The sequence below is a fragment of the Nonomuraea sp. NPDC050227 genome (assembly GCF_044459705.1).
Lineage (GTDB): Bacteria > Actinomycetota > Actinomycetes > Streptosporangiales > Streptosporangiaceae > Nonomuraea.
The window spans coordinates 72302-97328 of sequence record NZ_JBITJF010000005.1; the positions used below are offsets into that span (position 1 = coordinate 72302).

General features: G+C 72.3%; 16 protein-coding genes. 8 read left to right on the forward strand and 8 right to left on the reverse strand.

Annotated elements, in window-relative coordinates:
* The first annotated feature begins 78 nt into the window (after positions 1-78).
* Positions 79-885: an alpha/beta fold hydrolase gene (locus tag ACIBK9_RS20675; RefSeq protein ID WP_397160286.1), complete on the forward strand. Its 807-nt coding sequence runs from the start codon at positions 79-81 to the stop codon at positions 883-885.
* 69 nt (positions 886-954) lie between these two features.
* Here the strand turns inward: ACIBK9_RS20675 and ACIBK9_RS20680 are convergent, their stop codons facing one another.
* The gene (locus tag ACIBK9_RS20680; protein WP_364336894.1) at positions 955-1425 is read right to left on the reverse strand and encodes a PPOX class F420-dependent oxidoreductase; all 471 of its coding nucleotides are present in this window, start codon (positions 1423-1425) and stop codon (positions 955-957) included.
* A 136-nt stretch (positions 1426-1561) separates the two neighbouring features.
* On the opposite strand from ACIBK9_RS20680, the gene ACIBK9_RS20685 reads away from it, so the two are divergent.
* Both ACIBK9_RS20685 and ACIBK9_RS20690 read left to right on the forward strand, forming a co-directional pair.
* Entirely contained in the window at positions 1562-3847 is a 2286-nt protein-coding gene (locus ACIBK9_RS20685) for a protein kinase (protein ID WP_397160288.1), read from the forward strand.
* Positions 3848-3887: 40 nt separating this feature from the next.
* Positions 3888-4874 (forward strand): endonuclease/exonuclease/phosphatase family protein, encoded by a 987-nt coding sequence (locus ACIBK9_RS20690; protein ID WP_397160290.1) that lies wholly within the window; start codon positions 3888-3890, stop codon positions 4872-4874.
* 64 nt (positions 4875-4938) lie between these two features.
* Here the strand turns inward: ACIBK9_RS20690 and ACIBK9_RS20695 are convergent, their stop codons facing one another.
* The 5 genes from ACIBK9_RS20695 to ACIBK9_RS20715 all read right to left on the reverse strand — a co-directional run bounded on the left by ACIBK9_RS20695 (position 4939) and on the right by ACIBK9_RS20715 (position 10952).
* Positions 4939-6456 (reverse strand): glycoside hydrolase family 13 protein, encoded by a 1518-nt coding sequence (locus ACIBK9_RS20695; RefSeq protein WP_397160292.1) that lies wholly within the window; start codon positions 6454-6456, stop codon positions 4939-4941.
* 34 nt (positions 6457-6490) lie between these two features.
* Positions 6491-7450, reverse strand: a complete 960-nt coding sequence (locus ACIBK9_RS20700; RefSeq protein ID WP_358292594.1) for a carbohydrate ABC transporter permease — start codon at positions 7448-7450, stop codon at positions 6491-6493.
* Positions 7451-7452: 2 nt separating this feature from the next.
* A complete protein-coding gene (locus tag ACIBK9_RS20705; protein WP_352325894.1) occupies positions 7453-8373 on the reverse strand; it encodes a sugar ABC transporter permease in 921 nt (306 codons plus the stop codon).
* A gap of 71 nt (positions 8374-8444) precedes the next feature.
* Complete coding sequence (locus ACIBK9_RS20710; protein WP_397160295.1) at positions 8445-9818, reverse strand: ABC transporter substrate-binding protein; 1374 nt, start codon at positions 9816-9818, stop codon at positions 8445-8447.
* A 141-nt stretch (positions 9819-9959) separates the two neighbouring features.
* Positions 9960-10952, reverse strand: a complete 993-nt coding sequence (locus ACIBK9_RS20715) for a LacI family DNA-binding transcriptional regulator (protein ID WP_397160297.1) — start codon at positions 10950-10952, stop codon at positions 9960-9962.
* A gap of 235 nt (positions 10953-11187) precedes the next feature.
* Between ACIBK9_RS20715 and ACIBK9_RS20720 the strand changes: the two genes are divergently transcribed.
* From ACIBK9_RS20720 to ACIBK9_RS20740, 5 genes are all read left to right on the forward strand, one after another.
* Complete coding sequence (locus ACIBK9_RS20720) at positions 11188-14757, forward strand: discoidin domain-containing protein (RefSeq protein WP_397160299.1); 3570 nt, start codon at positions 11188-11190, stop codon at positions 14755-14757.
* Positions 14758-14923: 166 nt separating this feature from the next.
* The gene (locus ACIBK9_RS20725; RefSeq protein ID WP_397160301.1) at positions 14924-16504 is read left to right on the forward strand and encodes a carbohydrate binding domain-containing protein; all 1581 of its coding nucleotides are present in this window, start codon (positions 14924-14926) and stop codon (positions 16502-16504) included.
* Positions 16505-16709: 205 nt separating this feature from the next.
* On the forward strand, positions 16710-18044 hold the full coding sequence (locus ACIBK9_RS20730; protein ID WP_397160303.1) for a xylan 1,4-beta-xylosidase: 1335 nt from the start codon (positions 16710-16712) through the stop codon (positions 18042-18044).
* 127 nt (positions 18045-18171) lie between these two features.
* The gene (locus tag ACIBK9_RS20735; protein WP_397160305.1) at positions 18172-19761 is read left to right on the forward strand and encodes a carboxylesterase/lipase family protein; all 1590 of its coding nucleotides are present in this window, start codon (positions 18172-18174) and stop codon (positions 19759-19761) included.
* Entirely contained in the window at positions 19758-21314 is a 1557-nt protein-coding gene (locus tag ACIBK9_RS20740) for a PQQ-binding-like beta-propeller repeat protein (protein ID WP_397160307.1), read from the forward strand. Before ACIBK9_RS20735 ends, ACIBK9_RS20740 begins: the two co-directional genes overlap by 4 nt.
* Here the strand turns inward: ACIBK9_RS20740 and ACIBK9_RS20745 are convergent.
* A complete protein-coding gene (locus ACIBK9_RS20745; protein ID WP_364336868.1) occupies positions 21301-22326 on the reverse strand; it encodes a substrate-binding domain-containing protein in 1026 nt (341 codons plus the stop codon). The two genes, ACIBK9_RS20740 and ACIBK9_RS20745, sit on opposite strands and share 14 nt — an antisense overlap.
* The gene (locus ACIBK9_RS20750; protein WP_397160310.1) at positions 22313-24724 is read right to left on the reverse strand and encodes a glycoside hydrolase family 3 N-terminal domain-containing protein; all 2412 of its coding nucleotides are present in this window, start codon (positions 24722-24724) and stop codon (positions 22313-22315) included. Before ACIBK9_RS20750 ends, ACIBK9_RS20745 begins: the two co-directional genes overlap by 14 nt.
* Between the last annotated feature and the right edge of the window lie 303 nt (positions 24725-25027).

Sequence of the window (25027 nt, forward strand, 5' to 3'; positions counted from 1 at the left end):
AGCCCGCGGACCGATGAGTTCCCCCGTCCCCGGTGGTCCAACCTGATGACACCCGACTCCGCGGAAGGACCCACACCGATGAGCACCACGCACATTCTCGACATACCGGGCGGGCGCCTGCGCTACCACGTCCGCGGCAGCGGCCCGCTGCTGCTGCTCGTGGGCGCGCCGATGGACGCCGCCCCCTTCGCCCCGCTGGCCGAGGAGCTGGCCGGCGAGCACACCGTCGTCACCCACGACCCGCGCGGCGTGGCCGGCAGCACGCTCGACGACCCCGGCCAGGACTCCACCCCCGACCTGCGGGCCGGCGACGCGCTCGCGATCATGGACGCGCTCGGCGCCGAGTCGGCCGACGTGCTCGGCAGCAGCGGCGGCGCGGTCACCGGCCTCGCCCTGGTCACCCGCCACCCCACCCGCGTGCGCACCCTCGTCGCGCACGAGCCGCCCGTGCTGGAGCTGCTGCCCGACGTGGCCCGGCGCCGCGCCGAGGTGGACGACATGATCGAGACGTTCCGCCGGGAGGGCCCGGGGGCGGCGTTCGGGAAGTTCATGGCCGCCGCGGGCTTCCAGCCGGGCGAGGACGCCCCGGCCCCGCCGCCGAGCGAGTCGCCCGAGCAGGACCTGGCCGACGCCGCCCACTTCTTCCTGCACGAGCTGCGCGGCACCACCCGTTACGTGCCCGACGTCGCGGCGCTGAAGGCCGGGCCGGCCCGCGTCGTCGTGGGCGTCGGGGCCGACTCGGGCGGCCTGCTCACGCACCGCACCTCGCAGGCGCTGGCCGACCTGCTCGGCGCGCCGCCGGTGGTGTTCCCCGGCGAGCACACCGGCTTCGTCGACCGTCCGAAGGAGTTCGCCGATGTGCTGCGCGAGGTGCTGGCCCGCTGACGCGGTGGCCTGCTGAGGCGGCGGGCCCCCGGGCGGCGCGCTCCTGGCGGCGGGCTCCTGGTCGGGCGCTCAGCCGCCGGGGGTCAGGTTCGCCGGGAAGCCGCCGGTCGCGATCGGCCCCCAGCGGTCGATCGTGATCCGGATCAGCGACTTGTTCTGGCGGCGCATGGCCTGCCGGTACTCCTCCCAGTCGGGGTGCTCGCCGGCGATGCACCGGTAGTAGTCCACCAGGGCGTCGAGGGCCTCGGGCATGTCCAGCACCTCGCCTCGCCCGTCCACCTGGACGTAGGGGCCGTCCCAGTCGTCGGACAGCACGCACATCGAGACGCGCTCGTCGCGCCGGGCGTTCGCGGCCTTGGCGCGCCCGGGGTAGGTGGAGACCACGATCCGGCCCTCGTCGTCGACGCCGCACGAGACCGGCGAGAGCTGGGGACGCCCGTCGGCGCGGGTCGTCGAGAGCAGGCCGTGATGCCGGGGGCGGAGGAAGTCGAGAAGTTCGGGCAGATCGACGCGGCGGGCGGTCGCGATCCTGGGAGCCATACGGAACGCCTTTCCTGTGCGGTGCCGGCTTCGATCTTGCCATCCGGCGCGGGCCCCGGCTTCCGGGGCTCGCCCAGGCGGCCCTATGGTGTGGTTCGCCGGCATATGCCGGTACGCGCCCGAGGGGAGGAGCGGAATGCCGGAAGTCCGTCCGCTCCGGCCGGGCGATCCCGACAGGATCGGCGACCACCGGCTGCTCGGCGTGCTCGGCTCGGGCGGGCAGGGGGTCGTCTACAAGGGCGTCGACGGCGCGGGCCGCGAGGTCGCGATCAAGCTGCTGCACAGCCACCTGACCCAGGACGACGACGTCACCCGGGGCCTGCTGCGCGAGGCCGAGGCGGCGCGCCGGGTGGCCGCGTTCTGCACGGCCGCCGTGCTGGACGTGGGGGTGGCCGACGGGCGGCCGTACATCGTGAGCGAGTACGTCGCGGGCGACACGCTGCAGAGGCTCGTCCGGGAGTCGGGGCCGCGCACGGGGGGCGCCCTGGACCGGCTGGCGATCTCCACGCTCACCGCGCTGGCCGCCATCCACGAGGCCGGGATCGTGCACCGCGACTTCAAGCCGGGCAACGTGCTGATGGGGCCCGAGGGGCCGATCGTCATCGACTTCGGCATCGCCAAGGCCCTGGGCGCGACGACGCAGGCCTCGGCGCCGATGGGGACGCCGGCGTACATGTCGCCCGAGCAGTTCGCGGGCGAGCGGGTCGGGCCGGCGTCCGACGTGTTCAGCTGGGCGGGGACGATGGTGTTCGCCGCCACCGGCCATCCGCCGTACGCGGGCGAGACGGTCGCCGCCATCCTGCACAAGGTCATGAGCGGGACGCCCGACCTCACGGACGTGCCGGCCCGCCTGGTGGACCCGATCCGGTCCTGCCTCGCCAAGGACCCCGCCGCCCGCCCCACCCCCGCCGCCCTCCTCCGCCACCTCATCAGCGCCCCCGGCTCCCCCGCCCCGACCACCTCGCCCCCTGCGTCGGCGCCCGCCGCCCCGGGCCCGCCGACGCCGTACCCACCCGGTGCGCCGATCCCCCCGCCCGGAGCCGGAGCGACGGCCCATCCGACCGGACCCGGAGCCGGTGCGACGGTTCCGCCGCGCGGGCCTGGGGCGACGGTTCCGCCCGCCGGGGGCGGAGTTGGGGCGACGGTTCCGCCGGCTCTGGCTGGGGCGACGGGGCCGGCGTTTCGTGGGGAGGCGACCAGGCCGGGTACGGATCGGCGGGTGAGCCGGCGGGCCGTGGTGGTCGGCGGTGCGTCGGCCGCGGTGGCTGCGGCGGCGTCCGCCTTCCTTCTTCTGCGCCCCGCGAACGGCCTCGCCGACGACCCGTCCCCCCGCCCCACCGGCGACCCGACCGGCCCCCCGGCGACGGGCACGCCCACGACAGCGGCGACGAGCCCAGCGCCCAGCACGTCCCCCACTGGGTCGCCCACGGCGTCCACCACTCAGTCCCCCGCGGCCGAGCCGTTCGGCGCGCCCGTCAGGGAGCCCGTGGCGCTGCCGGCGGGCAGCGGGACGCCGGCCGTCCTGGCCGCCGCCGGCGCCACCGTCGTCTGCGGCACGTCCAAGGGCGCGGTGCTCGTCTGGGACCTCGGCCCGGCGTCCGCGCCCGTGCGCAGGCTGGGCGACGGCGGCGCCGCCGCGACCGCCGTGTCCTGCGCCGACGGCAAGGCCGCGTCCGGACACGGCGACGGCGCGATGCGGCTGTGGAACCCGGCGGGCGGCGCCCTCAACGCGAAGAAGGCGGCCGACCCGGTCATCGCCGTCACCACCGCCGGACGCGCGGTCGCCGTCACCCAGAAGTACGACAGCCTGAAGGACCTGCACAGCGTCGTCCGCCTGTGGGACCTCGCCACCGGCCGCCAGATCGGCCCCGCCGTCACCGACCACTTCCAGGGCGTCAACGGCCTGGCGTTCGGCCGCCTCGGCGACGACGAGGTGCTGGTCACCGGCGACGGCGCCAACCGCGTCCGGGTGCGCCGCCTGTCAGACGGAAAGGTGACACATACCTACAAGACCGGCGAGATCGGCGGCATCGAGCTGCTCGCCTGCGGCGAGCTGGACGGCCGTCCCGTCCTGGTCTCCACCCACCTCGACGCCACCCTGCGCGTCTACGACCTGGCGACCGGCAGGCGCAGGAAGAAGTGGAACTTCAGCCGCCGCAGCCCCGACGACCGGGGGGCGTCCGCGCTGGTCGTGGGCGCGCTCGGCGGCAGGCCCGTCGCGGTCGTCGCGCACGCGCCGGGCGGCGGCGAGACCGTCGTCCGCGTCTGGAGCCTGACCGACGGCAAGGTCGTCGGGGAGCTGGGCCCGGGGCCGGGCGCCGAGGTGCGGGCCCTGGCGCTGGCCGAGCTGGAGGGCCGTCCCGTGGTCGTGGGCACCGGCGGCGACGCCCTGCTGAGCGCGTGGAGCCTCGGTCCCGCCTGACGCTCATCCAGGTTTAAGAATCGCGGCCTATGGTTCGGCTGTGCTCACGGACGAAGTGGTGAAGGAGCCCGTGCGGACGCGTCCGCGCCGGGTCTGGCGACGGCGGCTGGCGACGGCGGTCGCGGTGCTGTTCGCGGCGGGGACGGCGGTCCGGCTCGGCGGCCTGGAGTCGGGCGTCCTGCTGGTCCCGCTGGTGTCCTTCACGCCGTACTTCGGGGTGGCGGCGCTGCTGATGCTGGGCGCGGCGGCGCTGGCCCGCAGCCGGGCGGCGGTCGCGGTCATGCTGGCGGTGTGCGTGTGCCTGGCCTGGCTGGTGCTCCCGCGCGCCCTGCCCGGCGGTACGGACGCCGCGACCGGCCGCCCGTTGCGCGTGCTGACCGCCAACCTCAACGGCGGCCGCGGCGACGCCCGCACGATCGTCGACCTGGTCCGCACGCTGAACGTGGACGTGCTCAGCCTCCAGGAGCTGACCTGGGCGGAACGCGACCGGCTGGCGGCGGCCGGGCTGGAGACGCTGCTGCCGTACCAGGTCACCAAGCCGGAGACGTGGGGGCCGGTCGGCAGCGGCGTGTACGCGCGCCACCCGCTGCGCGAGCGCACGGGCGTGTTCCAGCCGGTCGGGCACCACATGCCGGTCGTGGAGGCGGCGCTGCCCGGCGGCGCGGTGGAGGTGGTGGTCGTGCATCCGGTGGCGCCGGTGCCCTCGACGGTGCCGGAGTGGGCGGCGGGGGTCGGGACGCTGCCGCCCGCGCCGTCCACGGGCGCGCCCCGGATCCTGGCCGGGGACTTCAACGCCACGCTGGACCACGCCGTGTTCCGGCGGCTGCTGGGCACCGGCTACACCGACGCGGCGGCGGCCACCGGCAAGGGGCTGGTCCCCACGTGGCCGATGCGCCGGATCCCGCCGCTGGTGGCGATCGACCACGTGCTCACGGACGGACGGGCGCGGGCGGTGGACGTGCGCGTCCTCGACCTGCCCGGCTCCGACCACCGCGCCCTCTTCGCCGACCTCCGCCTCCAGGGCTGACCCGCCGGAAGCCTTGCGCCCGCCGACAGACCGGGCATGGGCCCCCGGACGGGCCGGGGCGGTGTCAGGCCAGCCAGGCCGCCGTGTCGGTGGGCAGGCGGTCGCCGTCCAGGGCGCCGCTGGCCAGCAGGAGCGTGCCGTGGGCGGGCAGCGGCACCGGGTCGGCGCCCAGGTTGACCACGCAGGTCAGACCGGAGTCCCGGGTGAAGGCGAGCACGTCGGGCCCGAGGTCGAGCCAGGTGAGCGTGCCGTCGCCGAGCCGCTCGGCACGGATGCGCAGCCCGTCCCGGTAGAGGTTGAGCATCGAGCCCAGGTCGGCGGTCTGGGCCTCGACGGTGAGCTTGTTCCAGGCGTCCGGCTGCGGCAGCCACGGCGTGGCCGTGCCGAAGCCGAACGGCGGCTCGTCGCCCGACCACGGCAGCGGCACCCGGCACCCGTCGCGGCCCTTCACCGTGTGGTTCGAGCGCCGCCACATCGGGTCCTGGCGCAGCTCGTCGGGGATGTCGTCCACCTCCGGCAGGCCCAGCTCCTCGCCCTGGTAGATGTAGATGCCGCCGGGCAGCGCCATGGCCAGCAGCGCCGCCGCGCGCGCCCGGCGGTAGCCGAGCTCCAGGTCGGAGGGGGCGCCGTCCCTGCGGTCGCCGTGGTCCCAGGAGGTGTCGGCGCGGCCGTACCGGGTGACGACGCGGGCGACGTCGTGGTTGGACAGCACCCAGGTGGGCGGGGCGCCGAGCGGGGCGTGGGTGGCGAGGGTCTGCTCGATCACCTGGCGCAGCCCGGCGGGCTCCCAGGGGCAGGCCAGGAACGGGAAGTTGAAGACGGTGTGCAGCTCGTCGGAGCGCAGGTAGCGGGCCAGGCGCTCCTGGTCGGGCAGCCAGACCTCGCCGACCAGGACGCGGCCGTCGTACTCGTCGTTGATCAGGCGCCAGCTCCGGTAGACGTCGTGGACCTCGTCCAGGTCCTCGTACGAGCCGGTCAGGCCGTCGGGCTTGGCGAGCAGGGCGGCCGAGTCGATGCGGATGCCGTCCACGCCGCGGTCGTACCAGAAGCGCAGCACGTCGTGGAACTCGCGGTGGACGTCCGGGTTGGTCCAGTTGAGGTCGGGCTGGCCGGGGTCGAACAGGTGCAGGTACCACTGGCCGTCGGGCACCTGGGTCCAGGCGGGGCCGCCGAAGATCGACTGCCATTCGCCGGGCTCGTCCCGGAACCAGAACCGGTCGCGCACGGACGGGTCGCGCAGCGCCTCCCGGAACCACGCGCTCGCGGTCGAGCTGTGGTTCGGCACCACGTCGATGATGATCCGGATGTTCAGGGCGTGCGCCTCGGCGATGAGCTCCTCCGCCTCGGCCAGGGTGCCGAACACGGGGTCGATGTCCCGGTAGTCGGCCACGTCGTACCCGCCGTCGGCCAGCGGCGACGGATACCAGGGGTTGAGCCAGATCGCGTTCACCCCGAGCGCCGACAGGTACGGCAAACGTGCCCGCAGCCCCGCCAGGTCGCCCACGCCGTCACCGTTGCCGTCGGCGAAGCTGCGCAGGTAGACCTGATAGATCGCGGCTCCCCGCCACCACGTTTCGGACATGCTGAAGACAACTCCTTGCCATAGGTGGAGGCACTCAGCCCTTGAGGCTGCCGGCGGTGAGTCCCGCCATGATGTGCCGCTGGAAGATGAAGAAGACGATGACGGTCGGGATGCTGGCGATCACCAGGCCGCCCATGACCTGGTCCTGCGACACGGCTCCGGCGGTCTGGGCCAGGCCCACGCTGAGCGTCATCTTCTCGCTGTCGCTCATGACGAGCAGCGGCCAGATGAAGTCCTTGAACGAGGTGACGATCGTGAAGATCGACGTCACGCCGAGGATCGGGCGGGAGACCGGCAGCACCACCGACCACAGGATGCGGAACGGGCCGCCGCCGTCGATCTGGGCGGCTTCGAGCAGCTCGCGGGGGATGGAGTCGAAGAACCTCTTGAGCAGGAAGATGTTGAAGCCGTTGGCCGCGGCGGGCAGCCACAGGCCCCACGGGTTGTTCAGCAGGTCCCAGCCGAGGACCGGCACGTCGTGGATGGCGAGATAGGTGGGGATGAGCACGACCATCGGCGGGATCATCAGCGTGGCCAGCATGGCGCCGAGGATGACGTTGCCGAACGCCGGGCGCAGCTTCGACAGCGCGTACGCGGCGGCGACGTCGACCGACATGGTGATCAGCCAGCCGCCGCCGGCGTACAGGACGGTGTTCTTCAGCAGCGTGCCGATGTCGAACAGCTCCCACGACTCCAGGAACTTCCCGAAGTTCAGCTCCTTCGGGAAGAGCGTGGGCGGCACCTGGGCGAACTCCTCGGCCGACTTCAGCGCGCCGGTGATCATCCAGTACATCGGCAGGAGGAACACGACCGTGAACGTGACGACCGTCGCGACCAGGACCGTCCAGTAGACCCGCCGTCCCCACCGGCTGTTGAGCTGGTGCGGGGAGATGATCGTGCGGAACTGCACCTCGATGCGCCTGGGCGGCCGTCTCCTGGCCCGGCGCCCTGGCGAGGGCGGCGCGGCGGGGCGGCGCAGGGTGGCGTTCGACATGGTCAGCCCTTCTCCTCGCGGGTCAGCCGGAGCTGCACGGCGGCGAAGGCGAGCAGCACGACCATGAGCATCATCCCCAGCGCGCCGCCCGCGCCGTAGTCGCTGTAGGTGAACGCCTGCTGGAACATCAGGAAGACGACGGTGGCGGTGGCGTTCTCCGGGCCGCCGCCGGTGAGCAGGTACGGCTCGATGAAGACCTGCATGGTCGCGACGATCTGCAACATCAGCATGAGCAGCAGGATCAGCCGGGTCTGGGGGATCGTGATGTGCCGGATCCGCTTCCAGACGCCGGCGCCGTCGAGCTCGGCGGCCTCGTAGAGGTCGGGCGGGATGTTCTGCAGCGCGGCGAGGTAGATCAGGGTCGCCGAGCCCATGTTCATCCAGGTCGAGACGAGCACCAGGCAGAGCAGCGCGGTGTCGGTCGAGTAGATCCAGTTGAGTCCGGGCAGCGAGAAGAAGCCGAGGATCTGGTTGAACAGGCCGACGTCGGGGTCGTAGAACCAGCGGAAGAGCAGCACCGCGACGGCCGGGGGCAGCATGACCGGCAGGTACACCACGAACCGCAGGTAGGCCCGGCAGTGGCGGAGCTCGTTGAGCAGGATCGCCACCGCGAACGGCAACCCGTAGCCGAGCACCAGCGCGAGGACGGTGAACATGAGCGTGTTCAGCCACGCGGGCCCGAAGGCGGGGTCGGCGAAGGCGGCCCTGAAGTTGTCCAGCCCGACCCACTCCGGCTCGTTGACCAGGTCGGTCTTCTGGAAGCTGAGGATGAACTCCTGGACGATGGGATACCAGGAGAACAGGACGAAGCAGAACAGCGCCCCGACCATGAACCCGTAGGCCGTCAGGTTCCTTCGCAACGCCCGGCGCAACGGCGAGGGCGGCCTCGGCCGTCGCGCGGCTCCGGCGGTCGCAATGCTCATGGGGTGTCTCCGATCACCGACTCGACGTACCGGGGCGCCGGCGGGTGCGGCGCCCCGGTCTCACGTTCCGCTCAGCCCTTGCCGAGCATGGCGTTCGCCTTGGTCTCGGCGTCCGCGAGGAGCTGGTCGACATTGGCGTCCTCGCGGCTCAGCACGGCCGACATGGCGACGTCGAGGATGGCGTAGAGCTCCTGGGCGTGCGGCGGCTCCATCTTGGGCGGGATGGTGGCCGAGGCGTCCACGTACGGCTGGTAGTTCTCCACCGGCAGGGTGGCGTTGGCCTTGCGGGCGTCCTGGATGGCCTTGCCGGTGGGCGAGGCGCCGTAGACGTCGTTGTCGGGCACGCCGACCGGGTTGCCGAGCGACTTGCCGCGGGCGAAGTCGAAGCGGCCCTTGTCGACGGTGTTGAAGCGGAAGTTCACCCAGGCCAGGCCGGCCTTGGCCTGCTCGGGCGTGGCCTTGGGGTTGACGAAGAACGCCTCGCCGCCGCTCAGCGACGCCTTGGCCTCGGGGAAGCCGGTGATGCCGTAGTCGGTGGCGGCGCCCTTGAACTTGTTGACCACGTCGGTGACGACGTCGGGGGCGCCGAGCATCATGCCGACCTTGCCCGAGCCCATGGCCTGCATGAGGGGCTCCCAGGCGTTGAACAGCTTGGCGCCGGTGCTCTTGTCCACCCAGCGCAGGTCCTTGAGGAACTGCAGCACGGCCTTGCCCTCGGGCGAGTTGAACGCGGCGGTCTTGCCGTCGGCCGAGACCATGTCGCCGCCGCGGCCGTACAGGGCCTGGTTGAAGTGCCAGCCGCCGGTGTTGCCGCCGGAGTACTCGCCGTAGCCGATGACGCCGCCGCCGAGCGCGGCGATCTTCTTGGCCGCCTCGCGGACCTCGGCCCAGGTCTTGGGCGGGCTGTTGGGGTCGAGCCCGGCCTTGGTGAACAGCGCCCGGTTGTAGACCAGGCCGACGCTGTAGTGGACGTTGGGGACGCCGTAGACCTTGCCGTCCTTGGTGACCAGGTCGCGGACGTCCTGGCGCAGGTCGTTCCAGTTCTTGATCTCACCGGTGTACGGCGTGATGTCCAGGCCCTGTCCCTTGGCGATCACGTCGCCGTAGTTGGTGACCGGCACCACGAACACGGTCTCCATCTGGCCGCCGGCCAGCTTCGGGCCGAAGGTCTTGGGGTCGAAGCAGGGCTGCTGGTCGGTGCTCTTGACCGTCACGCCGGGGTTGGCCTTCATGAAGGCGGCCACGTCGTCGTCCCAGGCCTGCCGCTCCTTGGGGGCGGACTTCGCGGGCTGGCAGGCGACGGTGATGCTCACCTGCGCGGCGCCGGAGGCGCTGCCCTGCGCCTCGGGCTTGGTGTCGTCGCCACTGCCGCAGGCCACGGCGCTCATGCTCAGGCCTGCCGCCACGAGCAGCCCCACAGTCCTGCGATAGTCCGATCTCTTCATCGATCTGACCCTTCCGAAGCTTGACGAAGCCGGGGGACGGTGAGGCGCCCCGCTGTGCGCTCACAATGGCAGATCCCTCAGATGTCCGCAATGTTTCGACATGGGGTTGCAAGATAACGACTAGGTCACCGGAAGACGTTCTCAGGACGAGCCGCGAACCCGTCCCGTCGAGGCCCTGACCACCAGCTCCGGGTCGAAGAGCAGCTCGTCGGCGGGCACCACGTGCTTGTCGATCTGCGCGATGAGCAGGTCGACGGCGGCCCGGCCCATGGCGTCGATCGGCTGCCGCACGGTGGTCAGCGGCGGGTCGGTGCAGTTCATCAGGGCCGAGTCGTCGAACCCGACGACCGAGACGTCCGCCGGCACCGACAGGCCGGCCCGGCGCACGGCCCGCACCGCGCCGAGCGCGAGCATGTCACTGGCGCACACGATGCCGGTCACGCCCCGGGCGACCAGCCTGGCCGCCGCCGCGTGGCCGCCCTCCAGCGAGTACATGCTGTGCTCGACCAGCGCGGGATCGACCTGCCCCGCCACGGCGGCGAGCTTGCGCCGGGACGGCACGTGGTCGCGCGGCCCGAGCACCAGGCCCACCCGCTCGTGACCGAGGCTGCGCAGGTGGCCGAGCGCGATCTCGGCGGCCACCACGTCGTCGGCCGACACCTGCGGGAACCCCAGGTGCTCGACGGCGGCGTTGACCAGGACGGTCGGCAGTTTGCGCTCGTAGAGCAGCTCGTAGTGCTCGTGGGAGGCGTCGGCCTGGGCGTAGTGGCCGCCGGCGAAGACGACGCCGCTGACCTGCTGGGAGAGCAGGAGGCTGACGTAGTCGGCCTCGCTGACCCCGCCGACCGTGCGGGTGCACAGCACGGAGGTGAAGCCCTGCTGGGCCAGGGCGCCGCCGACGACCTCGGCGAAGGCCGGGAAGATCGGGTTCTGCAGCTCGGGCAGCACCAGGCCGACCAGCCGGGCGCGGTCGCCGCGGAGCCGGGTGGGGCGCTCGTACCCGAGCACGTCGAGGGCCGTGAGCACGGCCTCCCTGGTGGCCTCCGACACGCCGGGCTTGCCGTTGAGCACCCGGCTCACGGTCGCCTCGCTCATGCCGACCTTCTTGGCCACGTCTCCGAGTCGTCGGGTCATGCGCAAACTATACGGCCAATCCCGCAAAGACTTGCAACAGCTTGCGCCCATCCTTGCGGGCGATGGGCGGGATTTCCGCCGCTTCCGCAGGGGTCACGACCTGCTTCGTTCGCCGCGCCCGCGAAATCACGTCATAGTCGATTATTTGCGAAACGAAGTAGAAACATTGCGGATTTCTAGGAGTCAACTTAAGGTGCGGGCAACCCTCCCAGCCCGACGAGAGGTGACACCCCCCATGAGACGCAAGCCCTCCCTCTTACGACCGCTCGCGGCGGCCGTGGCCGTCGCCCTGGCCCTGATCGGCTGGACGGCCCCACCGGCCGCGGCCGCGGGCCCGAACCTGGCGGCCGGGAAACCGGTCACGGTGAGCAGCACCACCGACGTCTACGGCGGCGGCAACGCCACCGACGGCGACCAGGCCACCTACTGGGAGAGCGCCAACAACGCCTTCCCCCAGTGGATCCAGGTGGACCTCGGCTCGGCCGTCAGCGTGAACGAGGTGGTCCTGAAGCTGCCCTCCGCGTGGGAGTCCAGGACGCAGACGCTGACGGTGCAGGGCGGCACCGAAGGCTCGCCGCTCACGACGCTCTCGGCCTCGGCCGTGCGCACGTTCGCCCCGGCGGCGACGATCACCTTCACCGCGGCGACCGTCCGGTACGTCCGGGTGACCGTCACCGCCAACACCGGCTGGCCCGCCGCCCAGGTCTCGGAGTTCGAGGTGCGCGGCCCCGGCTCGGGCGACACCCAGGCCCCGTCCGCGCCCGGCGGCCTGGCCTTCACCGAGCCGGTCGCCGGGCAGATCAAGCTGACCTGGACCGCCGCCACCGACAACGTGGGCGTGACCGGCTACGACGTCTACGCCAACAACGCGCTGCGCGGCAGCGTCGCCGGGAACGTGCTGACCTACACCGATGCCCAGCCCGGCACGCTGACGGTCTCCTACCAGGTCAAGGCCAGGGACGCGGCGGGCAACCAGTCCCCGGCGAGCAACACCGTCACCCGCACCGGCAGCGGTGGCGGCGGCTCCAACCTGGCCGCCGGCAAGCCCGTCACCGCCTCCTCCTACGTGCACACCTACGTCGCCGCCAACGCCAACGACAACAGCGTGACGACGTACTGGGAGGGCGCGGGCGGCAGCTATCCGAACACGCTGACCGTGCAGCTCGGCGCGAACGCCGACGTCTCCTCGGTCGTGGTCAGGCTGGACCCGGCCGCCGTGTGGAGCACCCGCACCCAGACGTTCCAGGTGCTCGGCAGGGAGCAGGGCGCCTCGGGGTTCACGAACCTGGTCTCCTCGGCGGCCTACACGTTCGACCCGGGCTCGGGCAACACGGTCACGGTGCCGGTCGGCGCGCGGGTGGCCGACGTGCGGCTCTCGTTCACGGCCAACACCGGGGCCCCGGCGGGGCAGGTGGCCGAGCTGCAGGTCATGGGCGTGCCCGCGCCGAACCCCGACCTGACCGTGACCTCGCTGTCCTGGTCGCCGCAGGCACCGGTGGAGACCGACGCGGTCACGCTGTCGGCCGTGGTCAGGAACGCCGGCAACGCGGCGTCGGCCGCGACCGACGTCGCCTTCTCCATCGGCGCCGGCAAGGTCGCCACCGCGAACGTGGGCGCGCTGGCCGCGGGCGCCTCGGCGACCGTGACCGCGAACATCGGCGCCCGGGACGCCGGCAGCTACCCCGTCACCGCCAAGGCCGACGACGCCGGGACCGTCATCGAGCAGAACGAGTCCAACAACTCCCTCACCGGCCCGTCCCCGCTGGTCGTCAAGCCGGTGGACACCTCCGACCTGGTCGCCGCGCCGGTCTCCTGGACGCCGGGCAACCCGGCCGCCGGCAGCGCGGTCGCCTTCTCGGTCGCGATCAGGAACCAGGGCACGGTGGCCTCCGCCGCCGGCGCGCACGGCGTCACGCTGACCGTCGCGAACGAGGCGGGCACGGTCGTCAGGACTCTGACCGGCGCCCACAGCGGCTCGATCGCGGCCGGCGCCACCACCGCCCCCGTGTCCCTGGGCACCTGGACGGCCGCCAACGGCAGGTACACCGTGAAGACCGTCATCGCGAACGACGCCAACGAGCTGCCGGTCAAGCAGGCCAACAACACCAGCGTCCAGCAGCTCTTCGTCGGCCGCGGCGCGAACATGCCGTACGACACCTACGAGGCCGAGGACGGCGTGACCGGCGGCGGCGCGCAGGTCGTCGGCCCGAGCAGGGACGTCGGCACGGTGGCCGGCGAGGCGTCGGGCCGCCGCGCGGTGACGCTGAGCCAGAACGGCTCCTACGTCGAGTGGACCACCAAGGCCGACACCAACACCCTGGTCACCCGCTTCTCCATCCCGGACGCCCCGGGCGGCGGCGGCACGAGCTCGACCCTGAACGTCTACGTCAACGGCGCCTTCCACAAGGCCATCGACCTGACCTCGAAGTACGCCTGGCTGTACGGCGCGGAGGCGAGCCCCGGCAACTCCCCCGGCGCCGGCCCGGCCCGCCACATCTACGACGAGGCCAACATCATGCTGAACGCCACGGTCCCCAAGGGCAGCAGGATCAGGCTGCAGAAGGACCCGGCCAACAGCACGACCTACGCCATCGACTTCGTCAGCCTGGAGCAGGTCTCGCCGGCCGCCAACCCCGACCCCGCGCACTACGCCGTACCGGCCGGGTTCTCCCAGCAGGACGTGCAGAACGCGCTGGACAAGGCGCGCCAGGACGCCAACCTGACCGGCGTCTACCTGCCCGCGGGCACGTACCAGACGACGGGCAAGTTCCAGGTGTACGGCAAGGCCGTCAAGGTGGTCGGCGCGGGCCCCTGGTACACCAGGTTCGTCTCGCCCTCGGGCCAGGACGGCACCGACGTCGGCTGGCGCACCGAGGCGTCGTCGAACGGCTCGACGTTCGCCGGGTTCGCCCACTTCGGCAACTACACCTCGCGCATCGACGGCCCCGGCAAGATCTTCGACCTGTCGAAGGTCTCGAACATCACGATCGACGACATCTGGGTCGAGCACCAGATCTGCATGTTCTGGGGCACGAACGTCGACCACGTCACGATCAGGAACTCGCGCATCAGGAACACCTTCGCCGACGGCGCGAACTTCACCAACGGCAGCACGAACAACCTGATCACCAACGTCGAGACCCGGGCCACCGGCGACGACAGCTTCGCGCTGTTCGCGGCGATCGACAACGTCAACGCCGACCAGTCGGGCAACGTCTTCGAGAACATCACCTCGCTGCTGACCTGGCGGGCCGCGGGCGTCGCGGTGTACGGCGGCCAGAACAACGTCGTGCGCAACGCCTACATCGCCGACACCCTGGTCTACTCGGGCATCACGATCAGCTCGCTGGACTTCGGCATCCCGATGCGGGACTTCGGGCCGGGCCAGACGAAGTTCGAGAACATCTCGCTCGTCCGCGCCGGCGGGCACTTCTGGGGACAGCAGACGTTCCCGGCGATGTGGATCTTCTCCGCGTCCAAGAAGTTCACCGCGATCCGGGTCACCGACGTGGACATCGTGGACCCGACCTACAGCGGGATCATGTTCCAGACCGGCTACTCCAGCCCGAGCACGCCGCTGAACCCGGTCACCGACACCGTGTTCACGAACGTGTCGATCTCGGGGGCCCACCGCAGCGGCGACGCCTTCGACGCCAAGTCGGGCTTCGGCATCTGGGTCAACGAGCTGCCCGAGCCGGGGCAGGGCCCGGCGGTCGGCTCGGCGACGTTCGGCAATCTGCGGCTGAGCGACAACGCGACGAACATCCGCAACACGACGAGCACGTTCACCCTCGACGTGAACTGAGCCCGTCCCCGACGTGCCGTCCGGGTCCGCGGGGGCTCGGACGGCACGTCCGCGATATGACCCAAATGGTATGCAAGCTCCGTGGACAACTTTAAAGTTTCTTTACATAATCCGATGAACCCGCTGGTCGCGGGCCCGCGCTCGGGCGACGAAAGGGTTGTCCACCATGAAGCGAACGCGCCGTCTCCTCGTCGTGCTGCTGGCCTCCGTCCTGGCGGCACTGGGCGTCCTCGTCGTCCAGACCTCCGCCCAGGCGGCCAACCTCCTCACCAATCCGGACTTCGAGACCGGATCCCTGTCGCCGTGGTCGTGCACCGGCGGGCTGGGGTCGGTGGTCTCCACCCCGGTCCACTCCGGCACCAAGGCGCTGGCCGCGGCGGCCAGCGGGTCCGACACCGCGCAGTGCACCCAGTCGGTGTCGGTGCGGCCGAGCACGACGTACACGCTGAGCGCGTGGGTGCGCGGCAGCTACGTCTACCTCGGCGTGACCGGCGGCTCCTCCTCCTGGACGTCGTCGGCGGGGGCGTACACGCAGCTCACCGTGTCGTTCACGACCACCGCGAGCCAGAGCAGCGCGGTCATCTTCCTGCACGGCTGGTACGGGCAGGGCACCTACTACGCCGACGACGTCAGCTTCGACGGCCCCGGCGGCACCGCCTCCCCCACGATCACGCCGACGGTCACCCCGACCGTGACGCCGACCGTCACGCCCACGGTGACCCCGACCGTGACCCCCACGGTGACCCCCACGGTCACGCCGACCGTGACCCCCACGGTGACGCCGACCGACACCACCTGCCCGACCAAGCCGCGGCCGGCCGGCAAGGTGATCCAGGGCTACTGGGAGAACTGGGACGGCGCGATCAACGGCGTGCACCCGCCGCTCGGCTGGATCCCGATCACCGACCCGCGCATCAAGGCGCACGGCTACAACGTGATCAACGCCGCGTTCCCCGTCATCCGCTCCGACGGCACCGTGCTGTGGGAGGACGGCATGGACGCCACCGTCAAGGTCGCCACCCCGGCCGAGATGTGCCAGGCCAAGGCCGCGGGCGCGACGATCCTCATGTCCATCGGCGGCGCGGCGGCCGGCATCGACCTCGGCTCCAGCGCCGTCGCCGACCGGTTCGTGGCGACCGTCGTGCCGATCCTGAAGAAGTACAACTTCGACGGCATCGACATCGACATCGAGACCGGCCTGACCGGCGGCGGCAGCATCACCCAGCTCTCCGCCTCGCAGTCGAACCTCATCCGGATCATCGACGGCGTGCTCGCCCAGATGCCGGCCGGGTTCGGCCTGACCATGGCGCCGGAGACGGCGTACGTGACGGGCGGCAGCGTGACGTACGGGTCGATCTGGGGCGCGTACCTGCCGATCATCAAGAAGTACGCCGACAACGGCCGCCTGTGGTGGCTGAACATGCAGTACTACAACGGCAGCATGTACGGCTGCTCCGGCGACTCCTACTCCGCCGGCACCGTGCAGGGCTTCACCGTGCAGACCACCTGCCTGAACAACGGCCTGACCATCCAGGGCACGACGATCACCGTGCCCTATGACAAGCAGGTGCCGGGCCTGCCCGCGCAGCCGGGCGCCGGCGGCGGGTACATGGCCCCCTCGCTGGTCTCGCAGGGCTGGAACGCCTTCAACGGCCAGCTCAAGGGCCTGATGACCTGGTCGATCAACTGGGACGGCTCGAAGGGCTGGACGTTCGGGGACAACGTCAAGGGCCTGCAGGGCCGCTAGGGACAGGACGCGGCGGCCTTCCGGCGCGCCAGGGGCGCCGGAAGCGCCGCCGTGTCCGCGAGATAACGCTTGGCTGTGAATCCGGCCCACTGGTTTGCCGCGTTTGCGGGGGCATGGAACGCTCTAGGCAAAAAGCGCCGAGGACCAGGTGGGGATTCAGGTGTCAACAGTAAGCGGGAGGGCGGCGGCGCGGCGTTCTGGCCGGTTGGCCACCTGCGTCATGGGGTTCGCCGCCATGGCGCTGCTCGCGGCCGGCTGCTCCCTCGGCGCCACCGCCGGCCAGGAGACCACTGGCGCCCAGCCGCCGCCGGCGTCCTCGCCCGCCGCCACCGCCGAGGCGCTGAAGCCGCCGCCCGTGGACGCCGACTGGCCGCGCTGGGGCCTGACCCACACCGGCGTCAGCGCCAACAACATCACCCCGCGCCTGGAGCAGGACGTCGCCCGCGCGCTGTCCGAGACGCCGATGCTGCAGAACCAGCACATCATGGGCTTCGGGGCGCTCAACCCCGAGCCGCGGCGGGGCGAGTACTTCTGGGAGGACCTCGACAGCCGGACGAACTTCATGCGGGAGTCCGGCGGCACCGGCGTGATCACGCTGTGCTGCGCCCCCGACTGGATGAAGGGCGGCCCCGAGGGCCCGACCGAGGAGTCGGCCTGGAAGGAGCACCTGGAGGACGCGCCGTACCCGGAGCACTTCGACGACTTCGCCAAACTGGCGGCGACCGTGGCCGAGCGCTACCGGGACGTCAAGTACTTCATGGTCTGGAACGAGTTCAAGGGCTTCTGGCGGGACCACAAGAAGCCCGCGGACTACAAGGGCTACACCGAGCTGTACAACAAGGTGTACGACGCGGTGAAGGCGGTCCGTCCGGACGCCAAGATCGGCGGGCCGTACCTGGGCTTCGACAGCGACAGCAAGGGCGACACCGAGCTGCGCGGCCCGTGGGGAGCGGTCAACCAGCACGCCCTCGACGCCTTCGAGTACTGGTTCAAGAACAAGAAGGGCGCCGACTTCGTCGTCGTGGACGGCGCCTCCCCCACCGAGACCCACGAGCTGCTGCCGGACGCGTTCGGCGCCCTGGGCAAGTTCGGCGCGATCACCAAGTGGCTGCGCGAGAAGACCGGCGACCTGCCGGTGTGGTGGTCGGAGTGGTACTTCGTGCCCGAGGACGGCACCGTCTGGGACGAGCCCATGCGGCTGGCCGTGCAGGCCGTCTCGATGATGGAGTTCGCCCGGAGCGGCGCGAGCACGGCCCTGTACTGGAACCCGCAGGCCAAGGACGGCGAGTGCCGGGCCTGCATGTGGGAGCCGCGCACGGGCGCGCTGATGCCCACCGGCAAGCTGGTGAGCGACTTCACCCGCTGGTTCCCGGCGGGCGCCGAGCTGGAGCCGGTCACCTCCTCCGACCCGCGGGTGCGGGTGCTGGCCCAGCCCCGGCAGCTCCTCGCGGTCAACACCACGGACAAGCAGGTCACCACGACGGTCGACGGCAAGGAGCTGACGCTCAAGCCGTACGAGATCAAGTGGAGCGACCGCTAGCCGGAGGCGGTGCGCGGTGATCACACGGGCGAGATGGCGGTCCGGTATGACGGCCGCCATTGATCCGGCTGACTCGCCTTGACACGATGCGCAAGATCCCGTGTCAATCCATCGAGGGAACTTGCGCATGTTGAAGCTCCGACCAGGGCTGAGCGCGCTCGTCGTGATCGCGTCGCTCAGCCTGACGACGCCGCCCTCGCAGGCGGCCCCGCGCGGCGCGCCCGCCTGCGCGCCCGGCACGACCGTCACCACCGACTCGGGCCAGGTGTGCGGGATCGCGGGCGAGGGCCTGCGCTCCTGGCTCGGCATCCCCTACGCCGCCCCGCCCGTCGGCGACCTGCGCTGGACGCCCGCGCGCCGGGCCGCGCCCTGGCCCGGCGTGTTCTCCGGCACCGGGCGGGGCAGCCCGTGCCCGCAGGCGGAGCTGCTCGGCTCCCCCTCCGAGGACGAGGACTGCCTCAAGCTCAACGTCGCCGCCCCCGAAGGGGCGCGGAACCTGCCCGTCATGGTGGAGTTCCACGGCGGCGGCTTCCGGTACGGCGCCCCCTCCGACGGCTCCTACCTGGCGAAGGCCGGCGACGTCGTGCACGTCGGCGTCGGCTACCGGCTGGGCGTCCTGGGCTTCCTGTCCCACCGGGCCTTCGGCCGGAACGCCGGCAACTACGCCCTGTCCGACCAGCAGGAGGCGCTGCGCTGGGTGCGGCGCAACATCGCCCGCTTCGGCGGCGACCCCGGCAACGTGACGATCTTCGGGGCCAGCGCCGGCGGGTCGAGCGTCTGCGCGCACACGGCGTCGCCGACCGCGAAGGGCCTGTTCGAGAAGGGGATCGTGCAGAGCGGCGAGTACAACTCGCTGCGCGGCGTGAACACCTTGTGGCAGCCGCAGGACTGCAAGGCCGAGCTGCCCACGCAGGCCGAGGCGCAGGCCCAGGGCGGCCGGTTCGCCGCCGCGCTGGGCTGCGAGCAGGCCGCCGACCCGGCCGCGTGCCTGCGGGCCAAACCGGTCAAGGCGCTGCTCGACCAGTCCGGCGACGGGCTCGGCCCCGACCGCGGGACGATCGCCCCCATCGTGGACGGCCGCATCCTGACCATGTCGCCGTCCCGGGCGTTCGCCAGGGGCAAGGTCAACAAGGTCGCCCTCATGCACGGCGTGGGCCGCGACGAGGTCCAGCTCCCCGCCGCGAACACCCCGGCCGAGTACGAGACTTTGGTCCGCCGGCAGTACGGCCCCCTCGCCCCCGAGGTGCTCGCCCGCTACCCGCTGGCCAGGTTCCCCGCGCCGGCGGCGTTCATCGCGTACCGGACGATCGTGGCCGACAGCAACTCGGTCTGCCCGGCGCTGCTCAACGACGAACGGCTGGCCGCGCACCTCCCGGTGTACGCCTTCCAGGTGGACAACGCCGACGCGCCGCCGCTGTTCTTCCTCGACCGGACCAAGCCGAACGGCGCCTTCCACATCAGCGAGGCGCCCTTCCTCTACTCCGACGTCAAGGACCTGGACGCCAACCAGCGCTCCTTCGGCGCCCAGCTCGTCGCCCAGTGGACGGGATTCGCCCGTGCCGGCGACCCGACCGCGGAGGGGACCCCGCTGTGGCCCCGGTACACCCGCACCGACCCCGCCGTCATGTCCCTGGCCCCGGCCGGTGACAGCCAGGTGACGCGGGAGATCGCCAGGCAGCACCAGTGCGCGTTCTGGAACAAGGAGGCGACCTCATGATCCGGCTGCTGACCGTCCTCTGCCTCGCGCTGCTGCAGGGCCCCGCGCCCGCGCAGGCGGCGACCGGCGGCGACTGGCCCATGTGGCAGCAGGGCCCGCTGGGCTGGCGGCACAACGCGGCCGAACGCGCGATCAACCCGCGCACGGTCGGCGGCCTCGCGCTGAAGTGGGCCTTCGCCTATCCCAAGGAGGCCGGCACGCCGCGCAGCCAGCCCGCCGTCGTGGGCGACACCGTCTACTTCGGCTCCCCCGAAGGCAAGCTGTACGCCAGGGACGCCGCCACCGGCGCCGCCCGCTGGGAGTTCGACCTGACCACCGTCGGCACCGGCCGCACCCAGGTGCAGGACGGCCCGGCCGTGGCCAGGGGCAAGGTGTACTTCGGCGACGTGCGCGGCTGGTTCTACGCCGTCGACCAGCGCACCGGCCGGCTGGCCTGGGCCCGCCGGCTCGACGACACCGTCACGGCGATCGTGACCAGCTCGCCCCTGGTCTTCGGCGACCGCGTCTACGTCGGCGTCTCCAGCGGCGAGAACATCCTCGGCAAGGAGCACGCCTGCTGCACCTTCCGCGGCCACCTCGACGCCATGGACGCCGACACCGGCCGCCCGGTCTGGCGCTTCGACACCGTCCCGAAGGCCCGCCAGGACGGCACCTGGCCCAACGGCATCCCCCGCTACGCCCCCTCGGGCGGCGGCGTGTGGAGCTCCCCCGCCCTCGACCCGGTCACCCGCACCCTCTACGTCGGCACCGGCCAGAACTACACCGGCAGCGCCGGCCACTACGACTCGGTGCTGGCGCTGGACATCGACACCGGCCGCCCGCGCTGGACCCGGCGGATGACCGACGTGGACACCTGGCGGCTGGAGTGCTCGCTGCCCACCCCCGAGGACCGCGAGTACTGCCCCAACCTCCCCGACGGCACCGCGCTCGATTTCGACCTCGGGGCCGCGCCCAACCTGTTCCGGGCGGGCGGGCGGCCGTTGGTCGGCATCGGGCAGAAGGCGGGCGTGTACCACGTGCTCGACGCCCGTACCGGGAAGATCGTCTGGCAGCGGCAGCTGTCCAAGCCGATGCCCGGCGGCGGCCTGTCCGGCGTCCAGTGGGGCACCTCCTTCGACGGGCAGCGCCTGTACGTGGCCACGTACATGGCCCAGCCCGGCACCCTGTTCGCCCTCGACCCGGCCACCGGGCACCTGCTGTGGGAGACGCCCAACCCGGCCGACGGCTGCGCCACCGGCGGCGCGGCCCAGTACCCGAACGTCTGCCGGCTCGGCCACACCCCGGCCGTCTCCAGCACGCCCGGCCTGGTCTGGGAGGGCAGCATGGACGGCAAGATGCGGGCCTACTCGGCGCGCACCGGCGAGGTCGTGTGGGCCTACGACACCATGCAGGAGGTGCAGGGGGTCAACGGCCTGACCGGGCGCGGCGGGGCCGTCTCGGGCGGCGGCGGGGCCGTGGTGTCGCACGGCATGCTGTTCGTCCAGTCCGGGTACTCCTTCACGCCGTACCCGAACCCGTACGGGTCGGTGTTCCTGGCCTTCAGCCTTCCGTAGGCGCCGCCGGGGCGGTCGAGCCGCGCACCACCAGCTCGGTCGCCAGCTCGACGTGGTGGGAGTCGATGCGCTCGCCGGCCGCCAGCCGCAGCGCGGTGCGCAGGGCCGCCCGGCCCATCTCGCGCAGCGGCTGGCGCACGGTGGTGAGCTGCGGCGAGGCCATCCGGGCGATCTGGGTGTCGTCGAAGCCGACGATGCTCAGGTCCTCCGGGATGCGCAGGCCGCGCGACCTGGCGGCCTCCATGACCCCGAGCGCGATCTCGTCGCAGCCGGCGAAGATCGCGGTCGGGGGCTCCGGCAGGTCGAGCACGCTCGCGCCGTTGACCAGGCCGTCCTGGTAGTGGAAGTGGGCGGTGCGCACGTAGCCGGGCGGCTCGGGCGCGCCGGCCGCCTCCAGCGCCGCCCGGTAGCCGTGCAGGCGGGCCTGGTTGCAGGCCGAGGTCGGCGGGCCGCCGATGTAGGCGATGCGGCGGTGGCCCAGCGACAGCAGGTGCTGGGTGGCGGTCAGGCCGCCGGCGAAGTTCGTCGAGCCGACGCTGGTCACGCTCGTGGTCGGCAGGTTGAGCGGGTCGATCACGACCAGCGGCAGCCGGGCCCGCGTCAGCGCCCCGAGCTGCGCGCCGGTCAGCTCGCTGGTCACCACGATGAGCGCCCGCCGCCCGGCGGCGACCAGGTCGCGCGCCCAGCCGCCGGTGCGCTGGTGGCTCTTCCTGATGCTGACGACGACCGACGTCTCCAGCTCGTCGCCGGCCTCGATCGCGCCGTGGATGATCTCGGTGGAGTAGGCGTTGAGGTCGTCGTCGAACTGCACCTCGACCGTGGCGGGGCCGCCCGCCTCGCCGCGGCGCGGCGTGGCGGGCACGTAGTCGTGCTGCTGGAGCAGCGACTGCACCAGCGAACGGGTCGCCGGGGCCACGTCGCTGCGGCCGTTGAGCACCTTGGAGACGGTGGCGACGGACACGCCGGCCGAGGCCGCGACGGTGGCCAGCGTGGCGCGCCTAGGAGCCGGCATCTGTTCCTCCTCGGATCTCCACGGGTGTGACCAGCCGCCTGCCCGCGCCGGCGGGCCGCGCCGGCCCGGTCAGCCGGACCACGCCGCGGCACGGCAGGTCGGCGGCGGACGTGCCGACGAGCACCTCGACGTCTCCCGGCTCCACGACGCGCCGCAGGTCGCGCCCGGTGAAGGCGGTCCTGTCGGTGTGGACGAGGAAGGAGACCCGCCTGCTCTCGCCCGGTTCGAGGCGCACCCTGGCGAAGCCGGTGAGCTGCTTCACCGGCCTGGTGACCTGGGCGAGGACGTCGTGCAGGTAGAGCTGCACGACCTCGTCGCCCGCCCGGCCGCCGGTGTTGGCGACGCGGACCGAGACGGTGAACTCGCCGTCGGTCGGGACCTCGGCCGCGCTGATCCGCAGGTCGCCGACCTCGAAGGAGGTGTAGGAGCGGCCGTGCCCGAAGGGGAACAGCGGGGTGGGATCGAGGTTGCTGATGCCCTTGCTGTCGGCTCCGAGCGGGGGCTGCAGGTAGGTGCCCGGCTGCCCGCCAGGATGGCGGGGTATCTGCACGGGAAGCTTGCCTCCAGGCTGGACACGACCGCTCAGTATACCGGCGATCGCCCCGCCGCCCTCCTCTCCCGGCATGAACGCCTGGACCAGCCCGGCGGCTCCGGCGTGCGCCTCGCCCAGCGCGTACGGGCGGCCGGAGACGACCACCACGACGACCGGCGTGCCCGTCGCGAACAGCTCGGCCAGCAGGTCGGCCTGGAGGCCGGGCAGCCGCAGGTCCTCGGCGTCGCAGCCCTCGCCCGACGTGCCCTGGCCGAACAGCCCGGCCAGGTCGCCCACGACCGCGACGCACAGGTCGGCCGCGCGGGCGGCGGCGGCCGCCGCGGCGAACCCGGACCGGTCGCCGCCCTGGACCGCGCAGCCCGGCTCGTGCACGATCTCGGCGCCGGGCAGCTCGGCGCGCAGCGCGCCCAGCACGGTCGGGGCCTCGACGCCGAGCCCGAGCCCGGGGTAGCGGGGCAGCACGTGGTTGGGGAAGGCGTAGCAGCCCATGAACGTGCGCGGGTCGTCGGCGCACGGGCCGACGACGGCGATCCGGCCGAGGCCCGCGCGCAGCGGCAGCGCCGTCCCGGGGTCGAGCAGCACGATCGAGCGTTCGGCGAGCTCGCGGGCGAGGGCGCGGTTGGCGGGCGAGTCCAGCTCGACGTCCGGCGCGCCGGCGACCGAGCCCTCCGGCGTCCAGCCGGGGTCGAGCAGGCCGAGCTGCACCTTCTGGGTGAGCAGCCGGCGCGCGGCGCGGTCGATCAGCGACTCGGGCAGCTCGCCCCGGCGCACCCGCTCGACCAGGTGGGCGCCGAAGCCGAGGGTGTCGGGCAGCTCGACGTCCACGCCGGCGGCCAGCGCCTGCGCGCCCGCGTCCGCCGGGTCGGCGGCCACCTGGTGCATGGTCGCCAGGAACGGGACCGCCCAGTAGTCGGACACGACGGTGCCGGTGAACCCCCACTCCTCGCGCAGCAGCTCGGTCAGCAGCCAGGAGTCGACGGCGGCGGGCACGCCGTCGACGTCGGAGTAGGAGTTCATCACCGAACGGGCGCCGCCCAGGGTGATCGCCGCCTCGAACGGCGGCAGGATCATGTCCATCAGCTCGCGGCGGCCCATCGGGACCGGGCCGTGGTTGCGGGCGGCCCGCGAGGCCGAGTACCCGGCGAAGTGCTTGAGCGTGGCGATCACGCCGGCGCTCTCCAGGCCGCGCACGTACGCCGCGCCGAGCATCGAGACGAGGTACGGGTCCTCGCCCATCGTCTCCTCGACCCGGCCCCACCGGTAGTCGCGGACCACGTCGAGCACCGGGGACAGGCCCTGGTGGGCGCCCACGGCACGCATGTCCCGGCCGATGGCCGTGGCCATGCGCTCGACCAGGCCGGGGTCGAAGGTGGCGGCCCAGGCGATGGCCGCCGGGTAGACGGTGGCGCCGTAGGTGGTGAAACCGGTCAGGCATTCCTCGTGCACGAGGGCGGGGATGCCTAGCCTGGACAGCCCGACGACCTCGCGTTGCAGCCGCACCACCTCGGCGGCGCCCTCGGCCACCGTCACCGGGACGCTGCCGAACACGCGGGTCAGGTGGCCGAGCCCGTGCCGGGCGGCCTCGCCCAGGGGCACGGTGCCGGAGGCGGCGAAAACGTCCTGCATGGGGGCCACGTTGTGGGTGCCCGTGCCGTCCGGGTCGGGGGCGGGGGCCGCCTCCTCGTGCGCCATGTCGTTGCCCACCCACCGGCTGCCGAGCTGGGCGACCTTCTCCTCCAGCGTCAACTCCTGAAGGAGGGCCTCGACGCGCTCGGCCACGGGAAGCGCCGGGTCCAGCCACGGACCGAGGACCCGATCTGCCGGGGTCCGATCTAGAGCCGTCATGAACTGCACTCCTTCAAGAGTTCTGCCGCAAAGTTTCGAAACATTTCGGAGCTGGGCCCGCCACCTGCACAATGCCGCAACTGGGGCAGAATAGCCAGCTAGATGCCCGCGCGAGATTACTACACCGGCCCGGCCGCCGCCCAGCTCCGTTTCCGCGACAGAGGTCTTGACAGGGAAATGGTCGAAATCTAGATTGACGTGCCGCGCGGTCATGTCGCAAATGTTTCGACTAGTTCACTCAACGGCGAGCGAACGAGCGGCATTGGGGGGTTGCCGATCCGACCGCCGGCCAACGCGTCCCAA

Coding starts and splice junctions, on each gene's coding strand:
- ACIBK9_RS20750 (WP_397160310.1), bottom strand. CDS start 24,724: ATGACGGCTCTAGATCGGACCCCGGCAGATCGGGTCCTCGGTCCGTGG.
- ACIBK9_RS20675 (WP_397160286.1), top strand. CDS start 79: ATGAGCACCACGCACATTCTCGACATACCGGGCGGGCGCCTGCGCTAC.
- ACIBK9_RS20680 (WP_364336894.1), bottom strand. CDS start 1,425: ATGGCTCCCAGGATCGCGACCGCCCGCCGCGTCGATCTGCCCGAACTT.
- ACIBK9_RS20705 (WP_352325894.1), bottom strand. CDS start 8,373: ATGAGCATTGCGACCGCCGGAGCCGCGCGACGGCCGAGGCCGCCCTCG.
- ACIBK9_RS20685 (WP_397160288.1), top strand. CDS start 1,562: ATGCCGGAAGTCCGTCCGCTCCGGCCGGGCGATCCCGACAGGATCGGC.
- ACIBK9_RS20715 (WP_397160297.1), bottom strand. CDS start 10,952: ATGACCCGACGACTCGGAGACGTGGCCAAGAAGGTCGGCATGAGCGAG.
- ACIBK9_RS20710 (WP_397160295.1), bottom strand. CDS start 9,818: ATGAAGAGATCGGACTATCGCAGGACTGTGGGGCTGCTCGTGGCGGCA.
- ACIBK9_RS20735 (WP_397160305.1), top strand. CDS start 18,172: ATGTTGAAGCTCCGACCAGGGCTGAGCGCGCTCGTCGTGATCGCGTCG.
- ACIBK9_RS20745 (WP_364336868.1), bottom strand. CDS start 22,326: ATGCCGGCTCCTAGGCGCGCCACGCTGGCCACCGTCGCGGCCTCGGCC.
- ACIBK9_RS20695 (WP_397160292.1), bottom strand. CDS start 6,456: ATGTCCGAAACGTGGTGGCGGGGAGCCGCGATCTATCAGGTCTACCTG.
- ACIBK9_RS20700 (WP_358292594.1), bottom strand. CDS start 7,450: ATGTCGAACGCCACCCTGCGCCGCCCCGCCGCGCCGCCCTCGCCAGGG.
- ACIBK9_RS20720 (WP_397160299.1), top strand. CDS start 11,188: ATGAGACGCAAGCCCTCCCTCTTACGACCGCTCGCGGCGGCCGTGGCC.
- ACIBK9_RS20740 (WP_397160307.1), top strand. CDS start 19,758: ATGATCCGGCTGCTGACCGTCCTCTGCCTCGCGCTGCTGCAGGGCCCC.
- ACIBK9_RS20725 (WP_397160301.1), top strand. CDS start 14,924: ATGAAGCGAACGCGCCGTCTCCTCGTCGTGCTGCTGGCCTCCGTCCTG.